General features: G+C 63.7%; 21 protein-coding genes. 8 read left to right on the top strand and 13 right to left on the bottom strand.

Annotated features, from left to right (window positions below; genetic code table 11):
- Window positions 1–7 precede the first annotated feature (7 nt).
- Window positions 8–838, top strand: a complete 831-nt coding sequence (gene mutM / locus P9220_RS02550) for a bifunctional DNA-formamidopyrimidine glycosylase/DNA-(apurinic or apyrimidinic site) lyase (protein ID WP_309763432.1) — start codon at window positions 8–10, stop codon at window positions 836–838.
- Window positions 839–843: 5 nt separating this feature from the next.
- Entirely contained in the window at window positions 844–1,905 is a 1,062-nt protein-coding gene (gene mutY / locus P9220_RS02545) for an A/G-specific adenine glycosylase (protein WP_309763431.1), read from the top strand.
- Here mutY and P9220_RS02540 read toward each other — a convergent pair.
- From P9220_RS02540 to kdsD, 11 genes are all read right to left on the bottom strand, one after another.
- Window positions 1,902–2,534: an LON peptidase substrate-binding domain-containing protein gene (locus P9220_RS02540; RefSeq protein ID WP_309763430.1), complete on the bottom strand. Its 633-nt coding sequence runs from the start codon at window positions 2,532–2,534 to the stop codon at window positions 1,902–1,904. The two genes, mutY and P9220_RS02540, sit on opposite strands and share 4 nt — an antisense overlap.
- A 32-nt stretch (window positions 2,535–2,566) precedes the next feature.
- A complete protein-coding gene (gene rapZ, locus P9220_RS02535; protein ID WP_309763429.1) occupies window positions 2,567–3,463 on the bottom strand; it encodes an RNase adapter RapZ in 897 nt (298 codons plus the stop codon).
- Between the two features lie 62 nt (window positions 3,464–3,525).
- Window positions 3,526–4,494: an HPr(Ser) kinase/phosphatase gene (gene hprK, locus P9220_RS02530; protein WP_008351692.1), complete on the bottom strand. Its 969-nt coding sequence runs from the start codon at window positions 4,492–4,494 to the stop codon at window positions 3,526–3,528.
- A 181-nt stretch (window positions 4,495–4,675) separates the two neighbouring features.
- Window positions 4,676–5,131 carry a PTS IIA-like nitrogen regulatory protein PtsN gene (ptsN, locus tag P9220_RS02525; RefSeq protein ID WP_309763428.1) on the bottom strand — a complete coding sequence of 152 codons (456 nt, stop codon included), beginning with the start codon at window positions 5,129–5,131 and terminating at the stop codon, window positions 4,676–4,678.
- 409 nt (window positions 5,132–5,540) lie between these two features.
- Window positions 5,541–5,903, bottom strand: coding sequence for a ribosome hibernation-promoting factor, HPF/YfiA family (gene hpf, locus P9220_RS02520; protein WP_309763427.1), 363 nt, complete (start codon window positions 5,901–5,903; stop codon window positions 5,541–5,543).
- Between the two features lie 184 nt (window positions 5,904–6,087).
- The gene (locus tag P9220_RS02515) at window positions 6,088–7,605 is read right to left on the bottom strand and encodes an RNA polymerase factor sigma-54 (protein WP_309763426.1); all 1,518 of its coding nucleotides are present in this window, start codon (window positions 7,603–7,605) and stop codon (window positions 6,088–6,090) included.
- A 159-nt stretch (window positions 7,606–7,764) separates the two neighbouring features.
- Window positions 7,765–8,547, bottom strand: a complete 783-nt coding sequence (lptB, locus tag P9220_RS02510; protein ID WP_309763425.1) for an LPS export ABC transporter ATP-binding protein — start codon at window positions 8,545–8,547, stop codon at window positions 7,765–7,767.
- The gene (lptA, locus tag P9220_RS02505; RefSeq protein ID WP_404980381.1) at window positions 8,544–9,251 is read right to left on the bottom strand and encodes a lipopolysaccharide transport periplasmic protein LptA; all 708 of its coding nucleotides are present in this window, start codon (window positions 9,249–9,251) and stop codon (window positions 8,544–8,546) included. The genes lptB and lptA overlap by 4 nt, the downstream gene beginning before the upstream one ends.
- Before the next feature lie 36 nt (window positions 9,252–9,287).
- Complete coding sequence (lptC, locus tag P9220_RS02500) at window positions 9,288–9,890, bottom strand: LPS export ABC transporter periplasmic protein LptC (RefSeq protein WP_309763424.1); 603 nt, start codon at window positions 9,888–9,890, stop codon at window positions 9,288–9,290.
- A 4-nt stretch (window positions 9,891–9,894) separates the two neighbouring features.
- Entirely contained in the window at window positions 9,895–10,434 is a 540-nt protein-coding gene (locus P9220_RS02495) for an HAD family hydrolase (protein ID WP_309763423.1), read from the bottom strand.
- Window positions 10,434–11,417 (bottom strand): arabinose 5-phosphate isomerase KdsD, encoded by a 984-nt coding sequence (gene kdsD, locus P9220_RS02490; RefSeq protein WP_309763422.1) that lies wholly within the window; start codon window positions 11,415–11,417, stop codon window positions 10,434–10,436. The genes P9220_RS02495 and kdsD overlap by 1 nt, the downstream gene beginning before the upstream one ends.
- Before the next feature lie 148 nt (window positions 11,418–11,565).
- Between kdsD and P9220_RS02485 the strand changes: the two genes are divergently transcribed.
- The 5 genes from P9220_RS02485 to purU are packed head-to-tail and all read left to right on the top strand — an operon-like array spanning window position 11,566 to window position 16,554.
- On the top strand, window positions 11,566–13,560 hold the full coding sequence (locus P9220_RS02485; RefSeq protein ID WP_309763421.1) for a cation:proton antiporter: 1,995 nt from the start codon (window positions 11,566–11,568) through the stop codon (window positions 13,558–13,560).
- A 56-nt stretch (window positions 13,561–13,616) separates the two neighbouring features.
- Window positions 13,617–14,183: an adenine phosphoribosyltransferase gene (locus tag P9220_RS02480; RefSeq protein ID WP_309763420.1), complete on the top strand. Its 567-nt coding sequence runs from the start codon at window positions 13,617–13,619 to the stop codon at window positions 14,181–14,183.
- 1 nt (window position 14,184) lies between these two features.
- Window positions 14,185–14,799, top strand: a complete 615-nt coding sequence (locus P9220_RS02475; RefSeq protein ID WP_309763419.1) for a LysE family translocator — start codon at window positions 14,185–14,187, stop codon at window positions 14,797–14,799.
- Window positions 14,800–14,802: 3 nt separating this feature from the next.
- Window positions 14,803–15,654: a DUF4743 domain-containing protein gene (locus P9220_RS02470; protein WP_309763418.1), complete on the top strand. Its 852-nt coding sequence runs from the start codon at window positions 14,803–14,805 to the stop codon at window positions 15,652–15,654.
- A 30-nt stretch (window positions 15,655–15,684) separates the two neighbouring features.
- The gene (gene purU / locus P9220_RS02465) at window positions 15,685–16,554 is read left to right on the top strand and encodes a formyltetrahydrofolate deformylase (RefSeq protein ID WP_309763417.1); all 870 of its coding nucleotides are present in this window, start codon (window positions 15,685–15,687) and stop codon (window positions 16,552–16,554) included.
- An 81-nt stretch (window positions 16,555–16,635) separates the two neighbouring features.
- Here the strand turns inward: purU and P9220_RS02460 are convergent, their stop codons facing one another.
- On the bottom strand, window positions 16,636–17,724 hold the full coding sequence (locus P9220_RS02460; protein WP_309763416.1) for an AI-2E family transporter: 1,089 nt from the start codon (window positions 17,722–17,724) through the stop codon (window positions 16,636–16,638).
- Window positions 17,725–17,809: 85 nt separating this feature from the next.
- A complete protein-coding gene (uvrA, locus tag P9220_RS02455; protein ID WP_404989522.1) occupies window positions 17,810–20,683 on the bottom strand; it encodes an excinuclease ABC subunit UvrA in 2,874 nt (957 codons plus the stop codon).
- A 228-nt stretch (window positions 20,684–20,911) separates the two neighbouring features.
- On the opposite strand from uvrA, the gene P9220_RS02450 reads away from it, so the two are divergent.
- Window positions 20,912–22,114: an MFS transporter gene (locus P9220_RS02450; protein WP_309763415.1), complete on the top strand. Its 1,203-nt coding sequence runs from the start codon at window positions 20,912–20,914 to the stop codon at window positions 22,112–22,114.
- Window positions 22,115–22,198: the final 84 nt, after the last annotated feature.

Below are 22,198 nucleotides of genomic sequence, written 5' to 3'. Positions count from 1 at the left end.
CAGGAAAATGCCAGAACTGCCGGAAGTCGAAGTTACCCGCCGGGGAATCGAACCCTACGTCGCGGGAAGGCGCGTCGAACACGTCGACGTGCGCACGCCGGCGCTGCGCTGGCCCATCCCGCAGCACCTCGCAAGGACGCTCGCAGCGTTGAAGATCGACAAGGTCGAGCGGCGCGGCAAGTATCTGCTGTTCGAGACGGCGCAAGGCTGGCTCATCGTCCATCTCGGGATGACCGGCACGCTGCGCGTCTTGCGCAATGTGCCGCGACCGCCGGATGCCGCGAAACACGATCACGTCGATCTGGTCTTCGACGACTTCATCCTCCGCTTCCGCGATCCGCGCCGCTTCGGCGCCATTCTCTGGCATCCCCGCAGCGACGGCGACGTGCTCGATCATCCGCTGCTTGCGAGCCTCGGCGTCGAGCCGTTCTCGCCGGAGTTCTCTGGCGCGGTCCTGTTTCGGGCGACGCGCGGACGCAAGGTATCGGTGAAACAGGCGCTGCTGGCGGGGGATATCGTCGTGGGCGTGGGAAATATCTATGCGTCGGAGAGCCTCTTTCGCGCGGGTATCCGGCCGACGACCGCAGCCGGGCGCATCTCGCTCGTGCGTTATGACCTGCTCGCCGACGCCGTGCGCGCGACGCTCGCCGCGGCCATCGAAAAAGGCGGCAGCACGCTGCGCGATTTCGTCGGCAGCAACGGCGAGTCGGGATACTTCCAGCTCGACTACTTCGTCTATGATCGCGCGGGCCTGCCGTGTCACGTGTGCGGCACGGCGATCAGGCAAATCGTCCAGGGGCAGCGGTCGACGTACTTTTGTCCGCGCTGCCAACGCTAACTTTCATGCTCGCACTCAAAGATTTTTCCGCCCGTCTGATCGCGTGGCAAATGATTCACGGCCGGCATGACCTGCCGTGGCAGAACACGCGCGATGCGTATCGCATCTGGCTTTCGGAGATCATGCTGCAGCAGACGCAGGTTTCCACTGTCATCCCGTACTATGCGCGGTTTCTCGAACGATTCCCGACTGTGACCGTGCTCGCCGATGCGCTCATCGACGACGTCATGGCGCTGTGGGCCGGCCTCGGCTACTACTCGCGCGCGCGAAATCTGCATCGCTGCGCGCAGGTCGTCGCCTGTCAGCATGGCGGCGCGTTCCCGCAGACGGTCGATGCACTCGCGGAGTTGCCCGGCATCGGGCGATCGACGGCGGCGGCGATCGCATCGTTCGCGTTCGGCGCGCGGGCGACGATTCTCGACGGCAACGTAAAGCGCGTGCTTGCACGCGTGTTCGGCGTCGAAGGCTTTCCGGGCGAGAAGCGCGTCGAGAACGCGATGTGGACGCTGGCGGAATCGCTGTTGCCCGACGCTGCCGACAAGGAAGACGTCACCGCCTACACGCAAGGGCTGATGGATCTCGGTGCGACGCTCTGCGTGCGCGGCAAGCCGGATTGCGCACGCTGTCCGTTCGCCGCGGATTGCGTCGCGAATGTCGAGGGAAGGCAGCGCGAACTGCCGACTGCGCGCCCGAAGAAGGCGGTGCCGACCCGCAATACGTGGATGCTGGTACTGAAGGACGGAGATTCGATCCTGCTCGAAAAGCGTCCGCCGACGGGCATCTGGGGCGGCTTGTGGAGCCTGCCCGAAGCGCCCGACGAAGCGGCGCTCGTGGCTGTCGCCCGCAACTTCGGTGGCGAAGCGGATCTGGAGCGCCTCGCGCCGCTATCGCATACGTTCACGCACTTCAAGCTGCAGATCGAGCCTCGGCTCGGGCAGGCGCGCGGCGCGCCGGCAGAGGCGATGGATGCCGGCACCGTATGGGCGCCGCTATCGCGCATCGATTCGTTCGGCGTGCCCGCGCCCGTGCGCAAGCTGCTCGACGCGCTCACCGGCTCGCTGATCTAAAGCAGTTGATGATGCTGCATGTAGTGATGCACGACGTCGATGCGCGCGCCGGCATCGAGCAGCTCCATTAGCTTCTGGCGGGCGCGCATCGGGATCGGCAGGATTTCGGCGAGGCGGTTCGACACCCACGTGGGGTCGTCCAACAGAAAGGGCTCGACAAACGGCAGGTTCTGCGGCTCGCGCGTCCTGATCGTCTCGATGATCCGCTCCAGCACTTCCGCGCAGGCGCCGAACTTCGCGAGCGCCTCGGCGCCCTGCAGCGGACGATCCTCGCCGTATAGCTCCGCTGTGCCGACGAGGAGATTGCTCGGCTCGACGCGATGCGTGACCAGCCGGAAGCGTTCCGTGCCACGCGCCTGCACGAGCAGCAGCCCGAAAGTATCGACGTCGCATTCGGTGATTTCCGCGAGGCAGCCGACAGACTCGGGCACCGAAGGATCGCCCGGGGAGGCGATCTCATGCCCGCTCTTCAGCAGACACACGCCGAACGGCGTGCCCTCGCGCAGACAGGCCCGCGCCATGTCGAGGTAGCGCGCCTCGAAGATTTTGAGCGGCAGCATGCCGCCGGGGAACAGGACGGTGTGAAGCGGAAACAGCGGCAAGTCGGCTAGAACGGGATTCGAGGACATCGCGCCCCTCCAGGGTGGACCGCAAGCGGCGATCAGTTTCGCATGTGCGTCGCGCTGCCATCCACCGGGATGGGCGCATCACGATGCCGCACGATCACGTTTGCCTGCTCGCGAAAGCGCGCGGCAAGCGCCTCCGCGATATACACCGAACGATGCTGCCCGCCCGTGCAGCCGATCGCGACCGTCAGATAGCTGCGGTTGTCGTCGCGAAAGCGCGGCAGCCATTTACCGACGAATCCGCCGATATCGTCGATCATCTCGCCCGCCAGCGGCTGCGCGGACAGATAGTCGATGATCGGCTGATCCAGGCCCGTGAAAGGCCGCAGCTCGCGATCGTAGTAGGGATTCGGCAGCGTGCGGACGTCGAACACGAGATCGGCGTCGAGCGGCACGCCGCGCTTGAACCCGAACGATTCGAACATCAGCGTGAGATCGGCGGCGTCCGTTTCGACGAAGCGTTTCACCCATGCGCGCAGTACGTTCGCGCGCAGATTGCTGGTATCGATGTGGTGGCCGTATTCGGCGAGGCCCGCGACGAGTTCGCGCTCGCGCTCGATCGCTTCGCCGAGTGAATTCAGCACGCCGACGCTTGCGTCATGCACCGGCGGACCCGACAGCGGATGGCGGCGGCGCGTCTCCGAGAAACGCTGAATGAGCGATTGCGTGCTCGCGTTGAGAAACAGCACGCGCAGGTCGTAGGCGCTCGACAGGTTGTTGATGATCGCCGGGACTTCGTCGAGCGAAAGGCTGGAACGGGCGTCGATCGCGACGGCGAGCCGTTGCTGTCCTTCGCCCGCGAGATACGCGGCGAGGTCGGGCAGAAAGCGCGGAGGCAGGTTGTCGACGCAGTAGTAGCCGCCGTCTTCGAGCGCGTTCAGGGCGACGGACTTGCCGGAGCCGGAAATGCCGGTGATCAGGATGATACGCATGGGGATGTGCTCGTTCGCTTTATCTTAGCACCGGCATGTGAACGAATCTGGCCGCGCGCGCGTCAGATCAGTTTGCCGGGAAACTGGCTGTCCGGGTCCTGCATCGCGAGCCGCTGACGATCCATGAAGTCGCGCAACGTATCGATGCCGCGCAGTTGCAGAATCGTATTGCGCACGGCCGCCTCCACCAGCACCGCAAGGTTGCGGCCCGCCGCGACCTGAATCGTCACTTTGCTGATCGGCAGGCCGAGCACATCGACGGTCTGGCTCTCCAGCGGCAAGCGCTGGAACTCGCCGTCCGGACGGCGCACGAGCTGCACGATCAGCTTCAGCTTCATCTTCCGGCGCACGGCGGTTTCGCCGAAGATCGTCTTGATGTCGAGCAGGCCGAGACCACGCACCTCGAGCAGATTTTGCAGCAGCGGCGGGCAGCGTCCTTCGACGAAATCCGGGCCGAGCCGCACGAAATCGACGGCGTCGTCGGCCACCAGGCCGTGTCCGCGGCTGATCAGTTCGAGGCCGAGTTCGCTCTTGCCGAGGCCGGAATCGCCGGTGAGAAGCACGCCCATCCCGAGGATGTCGATGAACACGCCGTGCAGCGTCGCTCGCGGCGCGAGAATGCGCGACATATACGCGCGCAGGCTGTCGATGACCGCGGCCGCCGACATGCGCGTCGTGAAGAGCGGTGTGGACGAACGCGTGCAGCGAAGCACGAGTTCGGGCGGCGCGCCCACTTCGCCGGCAACGACCAGAAACGGCGGTTCGAGCGCGATCAGTTCGGCCATATGGCGCGAGCGGTCCTCGTCCGACTGGCGCTGGTAATAGTTGATCTCGGCGTCGCCGAGCACCTGGATGCGGTTGGGGTGAATCAGGTTCAGGTGGCCGACCAGGTCGGCACTGGACGTCGCGTTCGCGACCGTCTCGCTCGAGAACCCGCGTTCCCAGCCTTCATGCCCGGTAAGCCAACTGAGCTTCAGAGCGGCGGCGTTGTCGTCGAAAATACTTTGGGCGTTGATGCTGGACGTATCCATGAGGCCGGGACTCCGTTGGAAGCCGGGAGCAGCCTTCGCGTGTCGGAGCGGTCCGCTTCGATTCGCCGCATGGCGCTGCTTTTGACCGATTGTGCCGCAGAAGCACCGCCTGCGCGAGACGCCCGTGCGCCCCGAGCGGCGCGGGAGGCGCCCTGGATGCGGTCTGCCGGTACAGGCGCGATTACGGCTGCCATTGCGTGAGGACCTGATACAGCGCCTCACGATTTTCTTCCTTGTGCAGACGCTCGCGCGCCTCGACGTCGGAGAGCAGTTGCGCAATCTCCGAGAGGATTTCCAGATGCTGCTGCGTGGCCTGTTCGGGCACGAGCAGGAAGATCAGCAGCGACACGGGCTGCCCGTCCGGCGATTCGAACGCGACGGGTTCCGCCAGGCGCACGAAGGCAGCGAGCGGCTGCTTCAGCCCCTTGATGCGGCCATGCGGGATGGCGACGCCTTCACCGAGGCCAGTCGAGCCGAGGCGTTCACGAGCGAAGAGGTTGTCCGTAACGGTACTGCGGGCGATGCCGTTCTGGTTCTCGAAGATCAGGCCCGCTTGCTCGAATACGCGCTTCTTGCTTGTGACGGACAGTCCGAGAACGACATTCTCGATGGGAAGAAATTTGGCTAAACGATTCATGTTGGCAGGCTGATGCGTGGCCTGATAGCTCCTCATCGTGGCTGCTGTCTGAAAGCGCTCACGGCGATGATGAAACGAAAGGTGCGCTTGCGGCGTTCCCTGCAGCGTTCTGTTCGGCAACCCGAAAATAACCGGGCCATTATAGAACAGCCCATAGCGCGATGGTGCGCCGCGCCATGACGTATCGCTGCATTGGAATGTGCAGCACAAAGTTCAGAAAATCAATGCTTTGTGCCACGCCGCCACGCAAAGTGCAACGAAAAAGCCGCCAATCGGCGGCTTTGACGGGTTGCGAGTCCGCCGGGGCGCTCCGGCGATTCGAGGAAGTCTTCGAATTACGCCCGCCGTTTCACAGGCGGGCTTGCCGGTCATGCGCCTGACGACGCTCGCGGGTTCCTGTCCGTTGCGCTCACGGCGACGGCGCTTCGCTCTGGTGCACTTCGTCGCGATACTTCACGGCTTCATGGGCGTGGCCCTGAATTTTGTCCTTGTGTCTGATGACCTGCCGGTCCAGCTTGTCGACCATCAGGTCGATCGCCGCGTACATATCAGCGTCACAACTCTCGATGAAGATGTCCTTGCCCTTCAGGTGAAGGTTGATTTCCGCCTTGTTGCGCTTGTCCTTTTCCCTACTATGAGTGTCGACCGAGAGGACAACGTTGGCATCCATCACTTGATCGAAATGACGGAGCACTCTGTCCAGCTTCGTGATCACAAACTCGCGCAACGCAGGCGTCAATTCGAGGTGGTGTCCACTGATCTTCAGATTCATAGTTGCTCTCCAAGCTAATGGCCGTTGAACCACGGCGGCTTGCCCGATACCGGTCGGCGGGGCGCCCGTCCGTGTGCTGTCTGATGACGCGCAAGGAACGGGCCGCACCGGCCGGCTCGTACTCGCTCGCGCGATACGGCCGGTAAAAATCCGCCACGACATGCGGCGGATCACAGAGACGGGATCAAAGAGACTTGCGCAGATTCACTGCGGGGATTCTGAGCGCTTCGCGGTACTTGGCAACGGTGCGCCGCGCAACCACGAAGCCCTGTTCCGCCAGCAGTTCGGCGATGCGGCTGTCTGAAAGAGGAGTTTTAGGGTCTTCCGCTCCTATCAGTTGCTTGATGAGGGCACGAATGGCCGTTGACGACGCCGCGCCCCCCGTGTCGGTCGAAACGTGCGATCCGAAGAAGTACTTAAATTCAAGCGTCCCGAATGGGGTGAGCATGTACTTCCCGGTCGTCACGCGCGAAACCGTCGATTCGTGCAAGCCCAGCGTATCAGCAATTTCCCTTAAAACCAAGGGCCGCATGGCGATTTCGCCATGTGCGAAGAAGTTCTTCTGACGTTCGACAATAGCCTGCGCGACACGCAAAATGGTCTCGAAACGCTGCTGGATGTTCTTGATCAGCCAGCGCGCTTCCTGCAATTGCTGACGCAGTGAACCGCTGCCGGGATCGCCGCGATTGTTCCGCAGGATATTCGCGTACAGGTGGTTGATCCGGAGCTTCGGCACGATCTCCGGATTCAGCTCCGCCGTCCAGCCGCCCGCCAACTTGCGCACGAGAATGTCGGGCACCACGTAGTCCGCTTCGCTCTTGCCGTACGCGGCGCCCGGAAACGGCTCGAGCGATTTGATCAGCAAGTGCGCTTCCCGCAGCGCATCGTCGCTAGCCTTGAGTTGCTTGCGCAGCCGCGTGAAGTCGCGCGCGGCGAGCAATTCCAGGTGATTCGTGACGATATCGAGCGCCAATGTTCGCGTGGGAGAGGCATCGAGCCGCAGTAACTGCAGCTTCAGGCATTCCGACGCCGACCGCCCCCCGACACCCGGCGGGTCGAAGCTCTGCAGCAACGCCAGTGCCGCGCTGAGTTCATCGACATCCACTTCCAGCTCGTCCGGCAAATCCGCCTGAATCTCGTCGAGCGAAGCGGTCAGATAACCGTCCTCGTCGAGCGATTCGATGAGGAACGTGATGAGCGCGCGATCGCGCTGATTCGCCTGCGTCATGCGCAGTTGCGCGGTCAGATGATCGCGCAGCGTGGTTGTCGATTCGTGGATCTGGAGCGGCGGGAGATCGTCGTCATCCGACGCGTTGTTCGAGCGGCCATAGTCTTCCAGATTCCACGAACTGGAATCCGTGCCGCCGTCTGAACTCATGCCGTTGTATTCGTCGACGCCCCGCGGCTCGCTATTTTCCGAACGTTCGGAACTCGATGACGTCGAGCTGGAGCCGTTGTTCATCATCGGCTCGGGCGCGGCGCCGCTGGCAGCGGGCGAGGTGATGAGCGAACCGTCGGCGGCGACGCGCAGCGGGCTCGCGATCCAGTCGTCTTCGTTTTCCAGCAGCGGGTTCTGCGCGACGGCCATTGCCACTTCCTGCTGCAATTCGAGCGTCGACAACTGCAGCAGCCGGATGGACTGCTGCAGTTGCGGGGTCAGCGCAAGATGCTGCGATAGGCGGAGTTGGAGGCTGGCTTTCATGGCAAAGTTTTATTCATTGTAGAGAGTTTGCCACGCGCGCGAAACCTCGCAGCGAATCCAAAAAAGCGCGTGCCGCCTCGGCGGGCGGCACGTAAGTTTTGCTACTGTCGTTCGATGCGGCGTGCTGATCGGTCGATCATCCGCATCGCGGGATGGGCGCTACATGCGGAAATGTTCGCCGAGATACACGCGGCGCACGCTCTCGTTCTCGATGATCTCGCTCGGCGCGCCGGCCGCGAGCACGGTGCCGTCGCTGATGATGTACGCATGGTCGCAGATGCCGAGCGTCTCGCGCACGTTGTGATCCGTGATGAGCACGCCGATGTTGCGCTGCTTCAGGAACTTCACGATCTTCTGAATTTCCAGCACGGCGATCGGATCGACGCCCGCGAACGGCTCGTCGAGCAGGATGAAGCTCGGATTCGTAGCGAGCGCCCGCGCAATTTCCACGCGACGCCGTTCGCCACCCGACAGCGACAGCGCCGGATTCTCGCGCAGATGCGCAATCTGCAGTTCGTCGAGCAGCGCTTCTGCGCGCTGCGTGATGACGTCCTTCGACAGCCGCTTGCCCGACGCGTCCGTTTGCAGTTCGAGCACCGCGCGGATGTTCTGCTCGACGGTCAGCTTCCTGAACACCGATGCTTCCTGCGGCAGATACGACAGCCCGAGGTGCGCGCGCTGATGAATCGGCAGCAGGCTGATGGAGTTGCCGTCGAGGTCGATGTCGCCGGCATCGAGCGGCACGAGGCCGACGATCATATAGAACGACGTGGTTTTGCCCGCGCCGTTCGGCCCGAGCAGACCGACTACTTCGCCGCTCTTCACGTCGAGCGACACGTCCTTGACCACCGTTCGCGAGCCGTAACGCTTCTTCAGATTGCGGACGACGAGCGAGCTCGACTTGCCGTCCGGCTTGGCTTGAGGCGTGGCGGAGGCGTTCACTGCTGCGGCGTTCCTTGAATGGTGGTCGACGGTGCGAGGGTCGCGGGCGATCCGTTGAGCGGCGCGGCGCCGCCCGAACGCGGCGCGAGCATCGCGCGCACGCGGCCGCTCGGATTGCCGGGACCGGCGACGTCCTTGCCTGCCGATGCGGTATAGAAGTCCTTCTGACCGTCGTAGGTGATGACGCTGCCGCGCACCTCGTCCTGAACCGTCGTCAGGCCCTGCAGGCGGCGCACGACGGCCCGCGTCGTCAGCTTGGTGAAGTCGTTCTTGCCGTCATAGTCGATACGCACGGCGTTGCCTTCGATGTACTCGTTGACGTTGTCCCGCTTCTGCCGGAAGTACGAGAGCGAATTGCCGCTCGACGTGCCCGTCGCGTATTGATAACCCTGCGGGTCCTGCGTCACCTCGACGCGATCGGCGCGGATGATGATGGTGCCTTTCGTCGCGACGACATGACCGGTGAAGACATTCTTCTGGTTCAGATCGTCGTAGGACATATTGTCCGCTTCGATGTTGAGCGGCTTGTCGCGATCGGCCTTTTCGGCGTGCGCGGCCGGCGCGAAACCCGCGAGCGGCAGCGCGACGAGCGTGGCGACGGCGGCGGACAGCGCGGCTCGCATCACCCGCCTGGCGCATGCAGCGCGGTGCGCGAGGGTTGCGCGCACGGGGCCGCCAGCGGGACGAAGGAAGCTTTGATTCATGCAGTCACAGTTCGGAAGGAATGTCCCGGGATCGGATTACCTGGAAGCGCCGCCGTTGATATCCGAGGCGGCGATGGCGCCGCGCACGTTACCGAAGAGCTTCATTTCCCGGGTGACGTTGTTGTAGTTCATGCCGTTGGCGGTCATCACCGACGGACCGCGCTGAAGTTTAACCGGCTTTTCCGTTTCGATGACATCGTCGTTCACCAGCACGCGAAAATGCTGCGAATCCGCCTGCATCTGCGGATCGCCGAAACCGGCGGCGCGAAGAATCCGCGCGTTGTCGTACAGATCGACGATGGAAACGTCGCCGTTCACCGTGCCGCGCTCCGCCGTGGCGGTGACGGTCGGCTTCTGCGGCTGGAACATGCGCATGGCCGGCAGCGTCAGCTCGCTGATTTCATCGTCCTCGTAGTGAAGCATCGATTTCGCGGTCAGGCGATATTGCGTGGTGCCGGTCGTATCAAGTTCGGAGACGGAGAAGTTGTCCGCGAAGTAGTCGGGCGTGTGGCGCTTCGCCTGCTCCGGCGCTTCGGGCGCGGACGGCAGCGTCGCCTGCAGCAGCCAGTAGGTGATGCCCGCGAGCGCCGCCATCGCGAGCAGCGGCAGGAGCGAGGCGAGGCGTCGGGTGTGCGGCATCGTGTCAGGCTCCGAGCGCTGCGGCGAGCATGTCGTCGTAGCGGCCTTGCGCGCGCAGGATTGCATCGCAGACTTCGCGCACGGCGCCGTGGCCGCCACGCAGCGTCGCGACGAAGTGGACGCGCTGCACGACTTCGGGATGCGCGTTCGCCGGCGCGGCCGCGAAGCCGCAGCGGCCCATCACGGCGAGATCGGGCCAGTCGTCGCCCATGTAGCCGGCGTCGGTGGCGGAAATGCCGGTCTTCGCGAGCAGTTCTTCGAGCGCGACGGTCTTGTCTTCGACGCCCTGATAGAGATGCGTGATGCCCAGTTCCTTCGCCCGCGCCGCGACGATGCCCGACTGCCGCCCGGTGATGATCGCCGTCTGCACGCCGATGCGCTCCAGTTGCTTCAGGCCATAGCCGTCGAGCGAATTGAACGACTTCATCGTGTCGCCGGTGGCGGTGAAGTACAGGCTGCCGTCGGTGAAGACGCCGTCGATATCGAACGCCATGAGCCGGATGCGGCTCGCGCGCTCGACGGCGGGGGAAGGCTTCTGCGCCATCAAATTACCTTCTTGGAGAAGAGGTCGTGCATGTTCAGTGCGCCGATCAGCGTCGCGTTTTCGTCGACGACCAGCATCTGATTGATGCGATAACGCTCCATCAGTTCCACGGCTTCGACGGCGAGATGGTCCGGGCCGATCGTGCGCGGATTGCGCGTCATCACGTCGGCGAGCTTCAGCGAACGGAAGTCGCCGTCGCGCTGAAGGATGCGGCGCAGGTCGCCGTCCGTGAAGATGCCTTCGACGTGCCGGTTTTCGTTCACCACGGCGGTCATGCCCATGCGCTTGTCGGTGATCTGGAACAGCGCGTCCGATACGGTCGCGCCGAGCGGCACGAGCGGGATTTCATCGCCGATGCGCATCACGTCGCGCACGTAGGTCAACAAGCGCCGGCCGAGCGCGCCGCCGGGATGCGAGCGCGCGAAGTCGTCGGGGCCGAAGCCGCGCGCGTCGAGCACGGCGACGGCGAGCGCATCGCCGAGCGCCATCGCGGCCGTGGTGCTGGCCGTGGGCGCGAGGTTCATCGGGCAGGCTTCTTTTTCGACGCGCGCGTTCAGATGCATGTCCGCCAGTTGCGCGAGGCTCGATTCGGGACGCCCCGTAATGGCGATGAGTTTCGCACCGAGGCGCTTGATGAGCGGCAGGATGGCGACGAGTTCTTCGGTCTCGCCGGAGTTGGACAGCGCGATAAATATGTCGTCGGCGGTGACCATGCCGAGGTCGCCGTGGCTCGCTTCGGCCGGATGCACGAAGAACGCCGGCGTGCCGGTGCTCGCGAGCGTCGCTGCGAATTTGCGCGCGACGTGTCCCGACTTGCCGATGCCCGACACGACCACCCGCCCGCGACAGCCGAGCAACGTTTCGACTGCGCTCGTGAAGTTGTGGTCGAGAAGGTCTGAGAGCCCGCGAACGGCGTCGGCTTCGATCTGAATTACGTTGCGAGCCAGCGCCAGCGCCCGGTCGCCATTGATTTTCGCTATCATTCGCGGAGTATACCAAAGGCGTTTCTTCGCCGCGCCGCATGGAGCGTGGCGTTCGCCCCCGAAACTCCCTGGCGCCAGGGGCTTTTTCTAGACGCCGGATGCGTGTTTCACGCGTTTCGGAAAACTGACGAACGAGGACGCTGGACGGATGACCTCCCCGCTGGAATTGACGCTGTTGTTGCTGCTGTGTTCGGTGGCGGGCGTCGTGATTTTTCGCTTCTTCAACCTTCCGCCGATGCTCGGTTATCTGGCGGTCGGCATCATCGTAGGTCCGCACGCGGCCGGTATCGCGCCCGACGCCGAGCAGGCCCAGCATCTCGCCGAATTCGGCGTCGTGTTCCTGATGTTCTCCATCGGCCTCGAATTCTCGCTCGCCAAGCTGCGAACCATGCGGCGCATCGTGTTCGGCCTCGGCGCGAGCCAGGTCGCCGCGACCATCGTGCTTGCGCTGCTGTTCGGCTGGATCGCGCATTTCTGGGTCAGCATGTCGTGGCAGGCGAGCTTTGCGCTGGGCGGCGCGCTGTCGATGTCCTCCACAGCGATCGTGAGCAAGCTGCTCGCCGAGCGGCTGGAACTCGAATCGGAGCATGGCCGCAATATCTTCGGCGTGCTGCTTTTTCAGGATCTGGCCGTGGTGCCGCTGCTCATCATCATCGCGGCGTTCGGCAACGGCAATTCGTCGCAGCTCGCGATGTGGCTCGGCATCGCGGCGGTGAAGATCGTCGTCGCACTGACGGTGCTGCTCTTCATCGGCCAGAAGTTCATGACGCGCTGGTTCGACCTGGTCGCGCGCCGCCGTTCGCAAGAGCTGTTCATGCTGAACCTGCTGCTGGTTACGCTCGGCGCGGCGTTCATCACCGACAAGTTCGGGCTGTCGCTTGCGCTCGGCGCGTTCATCGCGGGGATGCTGATTGCGGAGACGCCGTATCGGCATCAGGTGGAGGAGGACATCAAGCCGTTTCGCGACGTGCTGCTCGGCCTCTTCTTCGTGACGACCGGCATGCTGCTGAATCCGCGCGTGATCTGGGAGCATCCGTTCCTGGTGCTCGCGTTCTTCGTCGTGCCCATTCTGCTCAAGGCCGTGATCGTCACCGGGCTCGCGCGGCTATTCGGTTCGCCGCCCGGCGTTGCGATGCGTACCGGTCTCGGGCTCGCGCAGGCGGGCGAATTCGGCTTCGTGCTGCTCAATCTGATTCTGGATTCGCATCTCGTCGATCCGACCATCCTGCAGGCGCTGCTTTCGGCGATGCTGCTTTCGATGCTCGCCGCGCCGTTCATTATCCAGAACGCGGACCGGATCGTGCTGCGTCTGTCGTCGACGGAATGGATGCTGCAATCGCTGCAGATGACGAAGATCGCGACGCAAAGCCTCAAGCAGAGCGGCCACGTGATCATCTGCGGATACGGCCGCGCGGGACAGAATCTGGCGCGCATGCTGGAGCAGGAAGGCATTTCCTATGTGGCGCTGGACCTAGACCCGGATCGCGTCGCGGCGGCGGCGGCGGCGGGCGAATCGGTCGTGTTCGGCGATGCCGGGCGGCGCGAATCGCTCGGCGCGGCGGGCCTGAACCGCGCGGCGGCGGTTGCGATCACGTATGCGAACACGCCGTCCGCGATGCGCGTGCTGCACAACATCCACGAACTCGCGCCGACGCTGCCGGTCATCGTCCGCACCGTCGACGACGCCGATCTCGAAAAGCTGACGGCGGCGGGCGCGACCGAAGTGATTCCGGAGATCGTCGAAGGCAGCCTGATGCTCGCGTCGCACACGCTGGTGCTCATGGGCGTGCCGATGCGCCGCGTGGTGCGCCGCGTCGAAGAAATGCGCGACGCGCGTTACAGCCTGCTGCGTGGCTACTTCCACGGCGCGGACGACTTCGAGGACGACGATGGCCACGAGCAGGTGCGGCTACAATCCGTACCCATCGACGAGAAATCAGAGGCCGTCGGACACTCGCTCGACGATCTCGGTCTTGTCGGCAATGGTGTCGAGGTGACCGCGATCCGGCGTCACGGCATCCGGGGCGTCGAACCCGACCCCGACACGAAGTTGCGCGCGAACGATATCGTCGTTCTGCGCGGTCTGCCCGAAGTGCTTGCGCAAGCCGAGGAACGGCTCTCGCGCAATCGCCGGGCGGCGTAGTCTCCTCTTTATTCAGGCGGCGCGCGGCCTCACAGCGCGGACATCCCGGAGAAGTCATGTTTCATATCCCTTCGAGCGCCCCGTCCGACGCCGCGCGCTTCATCAAGGAACGCGTGCGTACCGTCGAAAACTGGCCGCAGCCCGGCGTGCAGTTCCGCGACATCACGCCCGTGCTGCAGGACCGGAAGGCGCTGCGCACGCTGATCGACCTGTTCGTGCAGCGTTACATCGACGCCGACGTGAACGTGATCGCCGGCATGGACGCGCGCGGTTTCATCATCGGGCCGATTCTCGCGTACGAACTGAGTCTCGGCTTCGTGCCGATCCGCAAGAAGGGCAAGCTGCCGTATCGCACGCTGTCGCAGTCTTACGAGCTGGAGTACGGCAGCGCGACCGTCGAGATTCACGAGGATGCGTGCAAGCCCGGCGATCGCGTCGTGATCGTCGACGATCTCGTCGCCACCGGCGGCACGATGATGGCCGGCAAGATCCTGCTCGAACGGCTCGGCGCGCAAGTCGTCGAAGCGGCGGCGATCATCGACCTGCCCGATCTCGGTGGATCGAAATTGCTGCGCGACGGCGGCTTGCCGCTCTACACCGTCTGCGAGTTCGGAGGCCACTGACATGCCGAATTTCCTGCTGTTTCTCGCGGCCTCCGTTGCGATCACCGTCGCGCCGGGGCCGGACAACCTGCAGGTGCTCGCGCGCGGCATCTCGCAAGGACGGCTCGCGGGCGTCGTCGCCGCACTCGGCTTTGCCTGCGGCGTGATCTTTCACACGACCCTCGCGGCGCTCGGCGTCGCGGCGCTGTTGCGTTCGTCGCCGGTCGCGTTCCAGGCGGTGAAGCTCGCCGGCGCGGCGTATCTCGTGTGGATCGGCATCAAGGCGCTGAGAAGCCACGGGCTTGCGACGGCGCACGAGCGGCCGAGTCAGCCGCTGTCGACGGTCTTCCGCCAGAGCGTGATCGGGAATCTGCTGAATCCGAAAGTCACGCTCTTCTTCATCGTGTTCTTGCCGCAGTTCGTCGATCCGCACGGCGCGCAAAGCGTGATGCTGCAGATGTTCGAACTGGGCGGCGTGTTCATGCTGCAGACCGTCGCGGTCTTCTCGATGTTCGGCATCGGCGCAGGAATGATCGGCGCGTGGCTGAAGCGCCGTCCGCGCGTCGGCGCGTGGCTCGATCGGCTCGCGGGCGTGACGTTCATCGCGCTGGGCCTTCGCGTCGCGCTCAAGGACTGACACATGAGCCTGCCTTCGATCATCGCGGCGCGCCGCTTCGACGCTTCAGCGCACACGCCGTTTTTCATCGGCGATCGGCGCGTCGGCTGGATCCGCCGCGCGGATGTCGCCTTGCTCGCGCGCTGGCCCGAGACTTTCGTGATCGACGGCCCGGCCGTGCGTCTGCACCCGACGCTCGGCAATGCGGATACGCGCACCGCCGCGCTCGCCACGGTCATCGCCGCGCTTCACGCCGACGGCAGGATTCCCGGCTGGCGCGACGAAACGTACGCGATCCGCAACCAGTTCGACGACGCGCCGCTCGCGTTCATCGAGCGCGCGGCCTCTCGCTTCTTCGGCACGATGACCTACGCGGTGCATCTGAACGGCATCGTAAAATATCGAGATAGCGCGCCGCAGCTGTGGATCGCGCGTCGCAGCGACACGAAGGCGACCGATCCCGGCAAGCTGGACAACGTCGTGGCGGGCGGCATCGGCTGGGGAATGGGCGTCGAGCCGACGCTCGTCAAGGAATGCTGGGAGGAAGCGGGCATGCCTGCGGAACTGGCGTCGACGGCCACGCCCGGCGGCGTCTTCCATGTGCTGCAAACCATTCCCGAAGGTACGCAGGCGGAGCAGCTCTTCGTGTACGACGTCGTGTTGCCGGAGGACTTCGTTCCGCGCAATCAGGACGGCGAGGTCGGCGAACATCGGCTTGCGCGCATCGACGAGGTCGCGCGGTGGATCGAAGAGGGCGAGCTCACTGTCGATGCGAGCCTCGCGACGCTCGACTGCTTCCTGCGCCATCGATGGATCGACGACGACGCCTGCGAAGGGATCGCCGCGCTTCATGCGCCGCCGCAACTGAACAAATGAACAAGCGAACAAGCAAGGAGTGACCGGTTCATGTCGACCGAACATAGTTTCATCCTGAAGTTGTCGTGCCCGGACCGTCCGGGAATCGTGCATGCCGTGTCCGGTTTCCTGTTCGATCTCGGCGCGAACATTCTCGATTCCGCGCAATTCGGCGACAGCCGCACCGGCGAGTTCTTCATGCGGGTGCATTTTCAGGAAGTGGGCGGCGATCCCGGCCTCGATGCGCTGCGCCGCTCGTTCAGCACGCTCGCCGATGAGTTCGGCATGCAATGGGAATTGCACGATGCATCGGCGAAGCCGCGTGTGGTCATCATGGTGTCGAAAATCGGCCATTGCCTGAACGATTTGCTGTTCCGCTATCGCACCGGCCAGTTGCCGATCGAGATTCCGGCGATCGTGTCGAATCACAAGGATTTTTATCAGCTCGCCGCGAGTTACGACATTCCGTTTCACCACTTGCCGCTCATGAATGCGACGCCGGAAGGAAAGGCGGCGCAGGAATCGCGCGTGATGGAAATTATCGATCAGCACGAGACGGATCTGGTTGTGCTAGCGCGCTATATGCAGATTCTGTCGCCGGAAATGTGCGACAAGCTCGCCGGCCGCGCGATCAATATCCACCATTCGTTTCTGCCGAGCTTCAAGGGCGCGAAGCCTTATTACCAGGCGTTCGATCGCGGCGTGAAGCTGATCGGCGCGACCGCGCATTACGTGACGACCGATCTGGACGAAGGCCCCATCATCGAGCAGGAAGTCGAGCGCGTGGACCACAGCATGACGCCGGATCAACTGACGGCGATCGGCCGCGACGTCGAATGCGTGACGCTCGCGCGGGCGGTGAAATGGCATGTGGAGCATCGCATCGTGTTGAACGGGAGCAAGACGGTCGTGTTCCGTTGAAGCGTCGGTTCCTGCCCGGACAGGAAAAAGCCCGCTGGTCTTTCGGCCGAGCGGGCTTTGTCTTTTAATCGCGGCGAATACTCACACGAGCCGCAGATAAATCAGTTCGCGCTTGATATACGCATAGAAAATAGGCGCGGCGATTACGCCCGGCAAGCCGAATGCGGCTTCCATCGCCAGCATCGCGAGAAGTAATTCCCACGCGCGGGCTTCGATCTGCCCGCCGATAATCCGCGCGTTCAGGAAATATTCGAGCTTGTGAATGATGATGAGAAACGCAAGCGACGCAACCGCGGTCCCGAACGATACCGACAGCGAGATGCCGACGATGATCGTATTCGATATCAGATTGCCGATCACCGGCAGCAAGCCGACGATGAACGTGATCAACACGAGCGTCTTGGAAAGCGGGAGGCGTTCGTGCAATATCGGCAGCGCGACGAGGAGATAAAGCGCGGTAAAAAACGCGTTGATCGCCGAAATCTTGATCTGCGCGAACACGATGCGGCGGAACGCATCCGAAAAGCGCGATACGCGCGTGACCAGCGCCGTCGAGAGCGGCAGGCGATGCGACTGTTTCGGCACGCCCACCGCGATGATCGCGCCGATGATCATGCCAATCAGGATATGGCCGAAGCCGCGCGCCATTTCGCGGCCGCCTTGCTGCAATTGCTCGGCGTGCCGGTGCATCAGGTCGGCGGCGCGCTCTTTCATCTGGCCGGCATCGACGGGCAGGTAAGTGGCGATCCAGTCAGGCACGCGCAGACGCGCATGCGAGGTGATGCTCATCAGCTGATCGAGCAGCTTCTGCATGCTCGGGACGTCGCGCTCGAAATGCTCGATTGTCGCGATGGTCGCGCCCGTCAATCCGCCGATGATGATCGTGGAGATGAGCACCACCGCGATCAGCCGCGCGCCCTTGCTCATCACGTGGCGCTCGATGACCGGCGCGATCATGTGCACCAGCTGGAACACGAGCATGCCCGCGAGCAGCGCGCCCAGCAGCTTGAGATGCAGCACGGAGAACATCGCGAGAAACGCCACGAGATAGCTGCCGATCTCGACCGCCGAGAGTTTCGGCATGCTCATGTCGCTCGTCAGCCTGACGGGGCGAGCAGGCAAGTCCCGTATGCGTCGCTCCTCGTTGGCCGCTTCGTTGCGCTTCCCCATGACTGCGTTCCCTTTCGCTGCTCGTTACAACGGTTGTCCGTACCGCGGCGCGCGGCTTTGTCTTGTCACCGCGCCCGCGCCGGCGTCACGCCGCCGATTTCGGACGCTGCAGCAACGGCGCGAGATACCTGCCGGTAAAGCTCGCCTTCGTCTTCGCGACCTGCTCCGGCGTTCCCTGCGCGATGATCTGCCCGCCGCCGGCCCCGCCTTCCGGACCGAGATCGATGACCCAGTCAGCGGTTTTGATCACGTCGAGATTATGCTCGATGATGACGACCGTGTTGCCCTGATCGCGCAGCCGGTGAATGACTTCGAGCAGCAGCGCGATGTCGTGGAAGTGCAGGCCCGTGGTCGGTTCGTCGAGGATATAGAGCGTCCGACCGGTGTCGCGCTTGCTCAGTTCCAGCGAAAGCTTGACGCGCTGGGCCTCGCCGCCCGACAGCGTGGTCGCCGACTGGCCGAGCCGGATATAGCCGAGACCGACGTCGAGCAGCGTCTTCAGCTTGCGCGCGACCACCGGCACCGGCTTGAAGAACTCGTGCGCCGCTTCCACCGTCAGGTCGAGCACTTCGCTGATGTTCTTGCCCTTGTACTGGATATCCAGCGTCTCGCGGTTGTAGCGCTTGCCGTGACACACGTCGCAAGGCACGTAGACGTCCGGTAGAAAGTGCATTTCCACTTTCAGCACGCCGTCGCCCTGACATGCTTCGCAGCGGCCGCCCTTGACGTTGAAGGAGAAGCGGCCGGCTTCATAGCCGCGTTCCTTCGCGGCCGGCACGCCGGCGAAGAGTTCGCGGATCGGCGTGAAGAGGCCGGTGTAGGTGGCCGGATTCGAGCGCGGCGTGCGGCCGATCGGCGATTGATCGACGGCGATCACCTTGTCGAAATGCTCGAGGCCTTCGATCGATTCGTACGGCGCCGGCTCGGTCGCCGAACCGTATAGATGCTGCGCGACCGCGTGCTGAAGCGTGTCGTTGATGAGCGTCGATTTTCCAGATCCCGACACGCCCGTCACGCACGTCAGCAGTCCGACGGGCAAATCGAGCGTCACGCGCTTGAGGTTGTTGCCGTGTGCCTCCACGATGCGCAGCCGCCGCTCGTCCGGCGCATTGCGCTTTTCCGGGTAGCCGATCGTGCGCTTGCCCGACAGATACTGACCGGTGATCGAATTCGGGTCCTTCTGCACCTGATTCGGCGTGCCCTGAGCGACGATCACGCCGCCGTGCTCGCCCGCGCCCGGCCCCATGTCGACGACGTAATCCGCCATGCGGATCATGTCCTCGTCGTGCTCGACGACGATCACCAAATTGCCGATATCGCGCAGATGCTTGAGCGTGTCGATCAGACGGTCGTTGTCGCGCTGGTGCAGGCCGATCGACGGTTCGTCGAGCACGTACATCACGCCGGTGAGTCCCGAGCCGATCTGCGATGCGAGCCGGATGCGCTGCGCCTCGCCGCCCGACAGCGTTTCGGCGCTGCGCTCGAGCGACAGGTAATCGAGCCCGACGTTATTCAGAAACGACAGCCGCGCGACGATCTCCTTCACGACCTTATCGGCGATTTCGGCTTTCGCGCCTTCGAGCCGCAGCGACTCGAAATAGCCGAGCGTGTCGCGTAGCGGCCAGCCGCTCACTTCATAGATTCCGCGAGCGTGCTCGCCGGTGCCCACTTTCACGAAACGCGCCTCGCGCCGCAAGCGCGTGCCTTCGCATGCCGGGCACGGCTGGTTGTTCTGATATTTCGCCAGTTCTTCGCGCACCGCGGCCGAATCCGTCTCGCGATAACGCCGCTCCAGATTCGGGATGATGCCTTCGAACGCATGCTCGCGAACCGACGCGCGCCCGCGCTCGTTGATGTACGAAAACGGAATCGATTGCTTGCCCGAGCCGTAAAGCAGCGTCTTGCGCACCTTTTCGGGCAGCTCCTCGAACGGCGCTTCGGTATCGAACTCGTAGAAGGCCGCGAGGCTTTGCAGCATCTGGAAATAGAACTGGTTGCGCCGGTCCCAGCCTTTCACCGCCCCCGCCGCCAAGGACAGCGACGGATGCGCCACCACCCGCTTCGGGTCGAAAAACGTGATCTGTCCGAGGCCGTCGCACTCCGGGCACGCGCCCATCGGATTGTTGAAGGAGAAGAGGCGCGGTTCGAGTTCGGGCAGCGAATACGAGCAGATCGGGCACGCAAACTTGGAGCTGAAGAGCTTCTCGTGGTCCGTATCCATTTCGAGTGCGATCGCGCGGCCGTCGGCGAGACGCAGCGCCGTTTCGAACGATTCCGCCAGACGCTGCTTCATGTCCGGGCGCACTTTCAGCCGGTCGATGACCACGTCGATCGTGTGCTTGTCGTTCTTTTTGAGCTTCGGCAGCGTATCGACTTCATAGATTTTTGCGACGCCTTCGTTCGCCGTGCCGCCGCCCGAACGGATGCGAAAGCGGATAAAGCCCTGCGCCTGCATTTCCTCGAACAGCTCGGCGTGCTCGCCCTTGCGGTCCGCGACCACGGGCGCGAGGATCATCAGCTTCGTTTCTTCGGGCAACGCGAGTGCGGCGTCGACCATTTGCGAGACGCTTTGCGCTTCGAGCGGAATCAGATGATCCGGGCAATAGGGCGTGCCGACGCGCGCAAACAGCAGACGCAGATAATCGTGGATTTCCGTGACGGTGCCGACCGTCGAACGCGGATTATGCGACGTGGCCTTCTGCTCGATCGAGATCGCTGGCGACAAACCTTCGATCAGATCGACGTCCGGCTTCTCCATCAACTGCAGGAACTGGCGCGCATACGCGGAGAGACTTTCGACGTAGCGGCGCTGGCCTTCGGCATAGAGCGTATCGAACGCGAGCGACGACTTGCCCGACCCGGACAACCCCGTAATCACGATCAGCTTGTGACGCGGCAAGTCGAGACTGACGTTCTTCAAATTGTGGGTGCGAGCCCCACGAATGCGAATTTCTTCCACGAGTTTGTTCCAGCTGCGAGCGGGAAAGGAGAAGGGCCAAACCTGCTACTATAACGACTTTTGCAGGGCGCGGCGCCCGTGCGCGGGCGCCGGAGACAGGCGCCACCAAGCCGGCGCGCCATGAGCCGTCCGTCCCATGTGGTGCCGTTTCGGGCAAGAACAAGGCGGCCGCGCCTGGCGTCCAGCCGGCCGGGCTAGACGCGACACTCATCCATTTCCCCGTTTCTGATGTCCAATCCGTCTGCCACGTCCACACGTCTGAGCGCGCCGGAACTGCGCGCGACCGTGTCGCTCGCTGCCATCTTCGCGCTGCGCATGCTCGGTCTCTTCATGATCATGCCGGTGTTTTCCATCTACGCGAAAACGATTCCCGGCGGCGACAACGTACTGCTCGTCGGCATCGCGCTGGGCGCTTACGGCGTCACGCAGTCGATGCTTTATATCTTCTACGGCTGGATCTCGGACAAGTTCGGGCGCAAGCCGGTGATCGCGTTCGGCCTGCTGGTATTCGCGCTCGGCAGCTTCGTCGCGGCCATCGGGCACTCGATGACGTGGATCATCGCGGGGCGCGTGATTCAGGGGATGGGCGCGGTATCGTCGGCGGTGATCGCGTTCATCGCGGACCTGACGCACGAGGAAAATCGCACGAAGGCCATGGCGATGGTCGGCGGCAGCATCGGCGTGTCGTTCGCGGTGGCGATCGTCGGTGCGCCGATCGTTTTCCACTGGGTCGGCATGAGCGGGCTCTTCACGGTGATCGGCGTGCTGTCGATCGTGGCGATCGGCGTGGTGCTGTGGATCGTTCCCGATCCCCCGATGCATCCGGTGCACGTCAAGGCGCCTTTTGCCGAAGTGCTGCGCAATGTCGAGTTGCTGCGCCTCAACTTCGGCGTGCTCGTGCTGCACGCGACGCAGACCGCGCTCTTTCTCGTCGTGCCGCGCATTCTGGAGGCGGGCGGCCTGCCGGTCGCGTCGCACTGGAAAATCTATTTGCCGGTGATGGCGCTCGCTTTCGTGATGATGGTGCCGGCGATTATCGCCGCCGAAAAGCGCGGGAAGATGAAAGCCGTCATGCTGGGTGCGATCGGGCTTATCCTGTTCGGACAGTTGTTATTGGGCGCTGCTCCCCATACGCTATGGTCCGTGGCCGCGATTCTGTTCGTGTACTTCCTGGGGTTCAACGTGCTCGAGGCGTCGCAGCCGTCGCTGGTGTCGAAGCTCGCGCCGGGCACGCGCAAAGGAGCGGCGGCCGGCGTCTACAACACGACGCAGTCTATCGGCCTTGCGCTCGGCGGAGTCATCGGCGGCTGGCTGCTGAAGGTGGACGGGGCGAGCGCGGTTTTCTTCGCGTGTTCGGCGCTGGTGCTGGCATGGCTTGTCGTGGCGGCGTGGATGAAGCCGCCGCCCCGTAAGGCCGGGCGTGCGGCTTGAAGAGAGTTTAATTAATCGAATTTAGTCAGCGCGGCGCGTTTCGAGCATTCGCCGATATTGATCGGCTCGAAAGGCGTCGTATCG

The organism is Caballeronia sp. LZ016, assembly GCF_031450805.1.
Taxonomy (GTDB): domain Bacteria; phylum Pseudomonadota; class Gammaproteobacteria; order Burkholderiales; family Burkholderiaceae; genus Caballeronia.
The sequence above is the reverse complement of the archived record's forward strand: the minus strand, read 5'-3'. Positions and strand labels throughout refer to the sequence as shown.

Excerpts from the sequence above, each read along its gene's own strand:
- mutM (WP_309763432.1), top strand. The coding sequence starts at position 8 with ATGCCAGAACTGCCGGAAGTCGAAGTTACCCGCCGGGGAATCGAACCC.
- mutY (WP_309763431.1), top strand. The coding sequence starts at position 844 with ATGCTCGCACTCAAAGATTTTTCCGCCCGTCTGATCGCGTGGCAAATG.
- P9220_RS02540 (WP_309763430.1), bottom strand. The coding sequence starts at position 2,534 with ATGTCCTCGAATCCCGTTCTAGCCGACTTGCCGCTGTTTCCGCTTCAC.
- rapZ (WP_309763429.1), bottom strand. The coding sequence starts at position 3,463 with ATGCGTATCATCCTGATCACCGGCATTTCCGGCTCCGGCAAGTCCGTC.
- hprK (WP_008351692.1), bottom strand. The coding sequence starts at position 4,494 with ATGGATACGTCCAGCATCAACGCCCAAAGTATTTTCGACGACAACGCC.
- ptsN (WP_309763428.1), bottom strand. The coding sequence starts at position 5,131 with ATGAATCGTTTAGCCAAATTTCTTCCCATCGAGAATGTCGTTCTCGGA.
- hpf (WP_309763427.1), bottom strand. The coding sequence starts at position 5,903 with ATGAATCTGAAGATCAGTGGACACCACCTCGAATTGACGCCTGCGTTG.
- P9220_RS02515 (WP_309763426.1), bottom strand. The coding sequence starts at position 7,605 with ATGAAAGCCAGCCTCCAACTCCGCCTATCGCAGCATCTTGCGCTGACC.
- lptA (WP_404980381.1), bottom strand. The coding sequence starts at position 9,251 with ATGAATCAAAGCTTCCTTCGTCCCGCTGGCGGCCCCGTGCGCGCAACC.
- lptC (WP_309763424.1), bottom strand. The coding sequence starts at position 9,890 with ATGCCGCACACCCGACGCCTCGCCTCGCTCCTGCCGCTGCTCGCGATG.
- P9220_RS02495 (WP_309763423.1), bottom strand. The coding sequence starts at position 10,434 with ATGGCGCAGAAGCCTTCCCCCGCCGTCGAGCGCGCGAGCCGCATCCGG.
- kdsD (WP_309763422.1), bottom strand. The coding sequence starts at position 11,417 with ATGATAGCGAAAATCAATGGCGACCGGGCGCTGGCGCTGGCTCGCAAC.
- P9220_RS02485 (WP_309763421.1), top strand. The coding sequence starts at position 11,566 with ATGACCTCCCCGCTGGAATTGACGCTGTTGTTGCTGCTGTGTTCGGTG.
- P9220_RS02480 (WP_309763420.1), top strand. The coding sequence starts at position 13,617 with ATGTTTCATATCCCTTCGAGCGCCCCGTCCGACGCCGCGCGCTTCATC.
- P9220_RS02475 (WP_309763419.1), top strand. The coding sequence starts at position 14,185 with ATGCCGAATTTCCTGCTGTTTCTCGCGGCCTCCGTTGCGATCACCGTC.
- P9220_RS02470 (WP_309763418.1), top strand. The coding sequence starts at position 14,803 with ATGAGCCTGCCTTCGATCATCGCGGCGCGCCGCTTCGACGCTTCAGCG.
- purU (WP_309763417.1), top strand. The coding sequence starts at position 15,685 with ATGTCGACCGAACATAGTTTCATCCTGAAGTTGTCGTGCCCGGACCGT.
- P9220_RS02460 (WP_309763416.1), bottom strand. The coding sequence starts at position 17,724 with ATGGGGAAGCGCAACGAAGCGGCCAACGAGGAGCGACGCATACGGGAC.
- P9220_RS02450 (WP_309763415.1), top strand. The coding sequence starts at position 20,912 with ATGTCCAATCCGTCTGCCACGTCCACACGTCTGAGCGCGCCGGAACTG.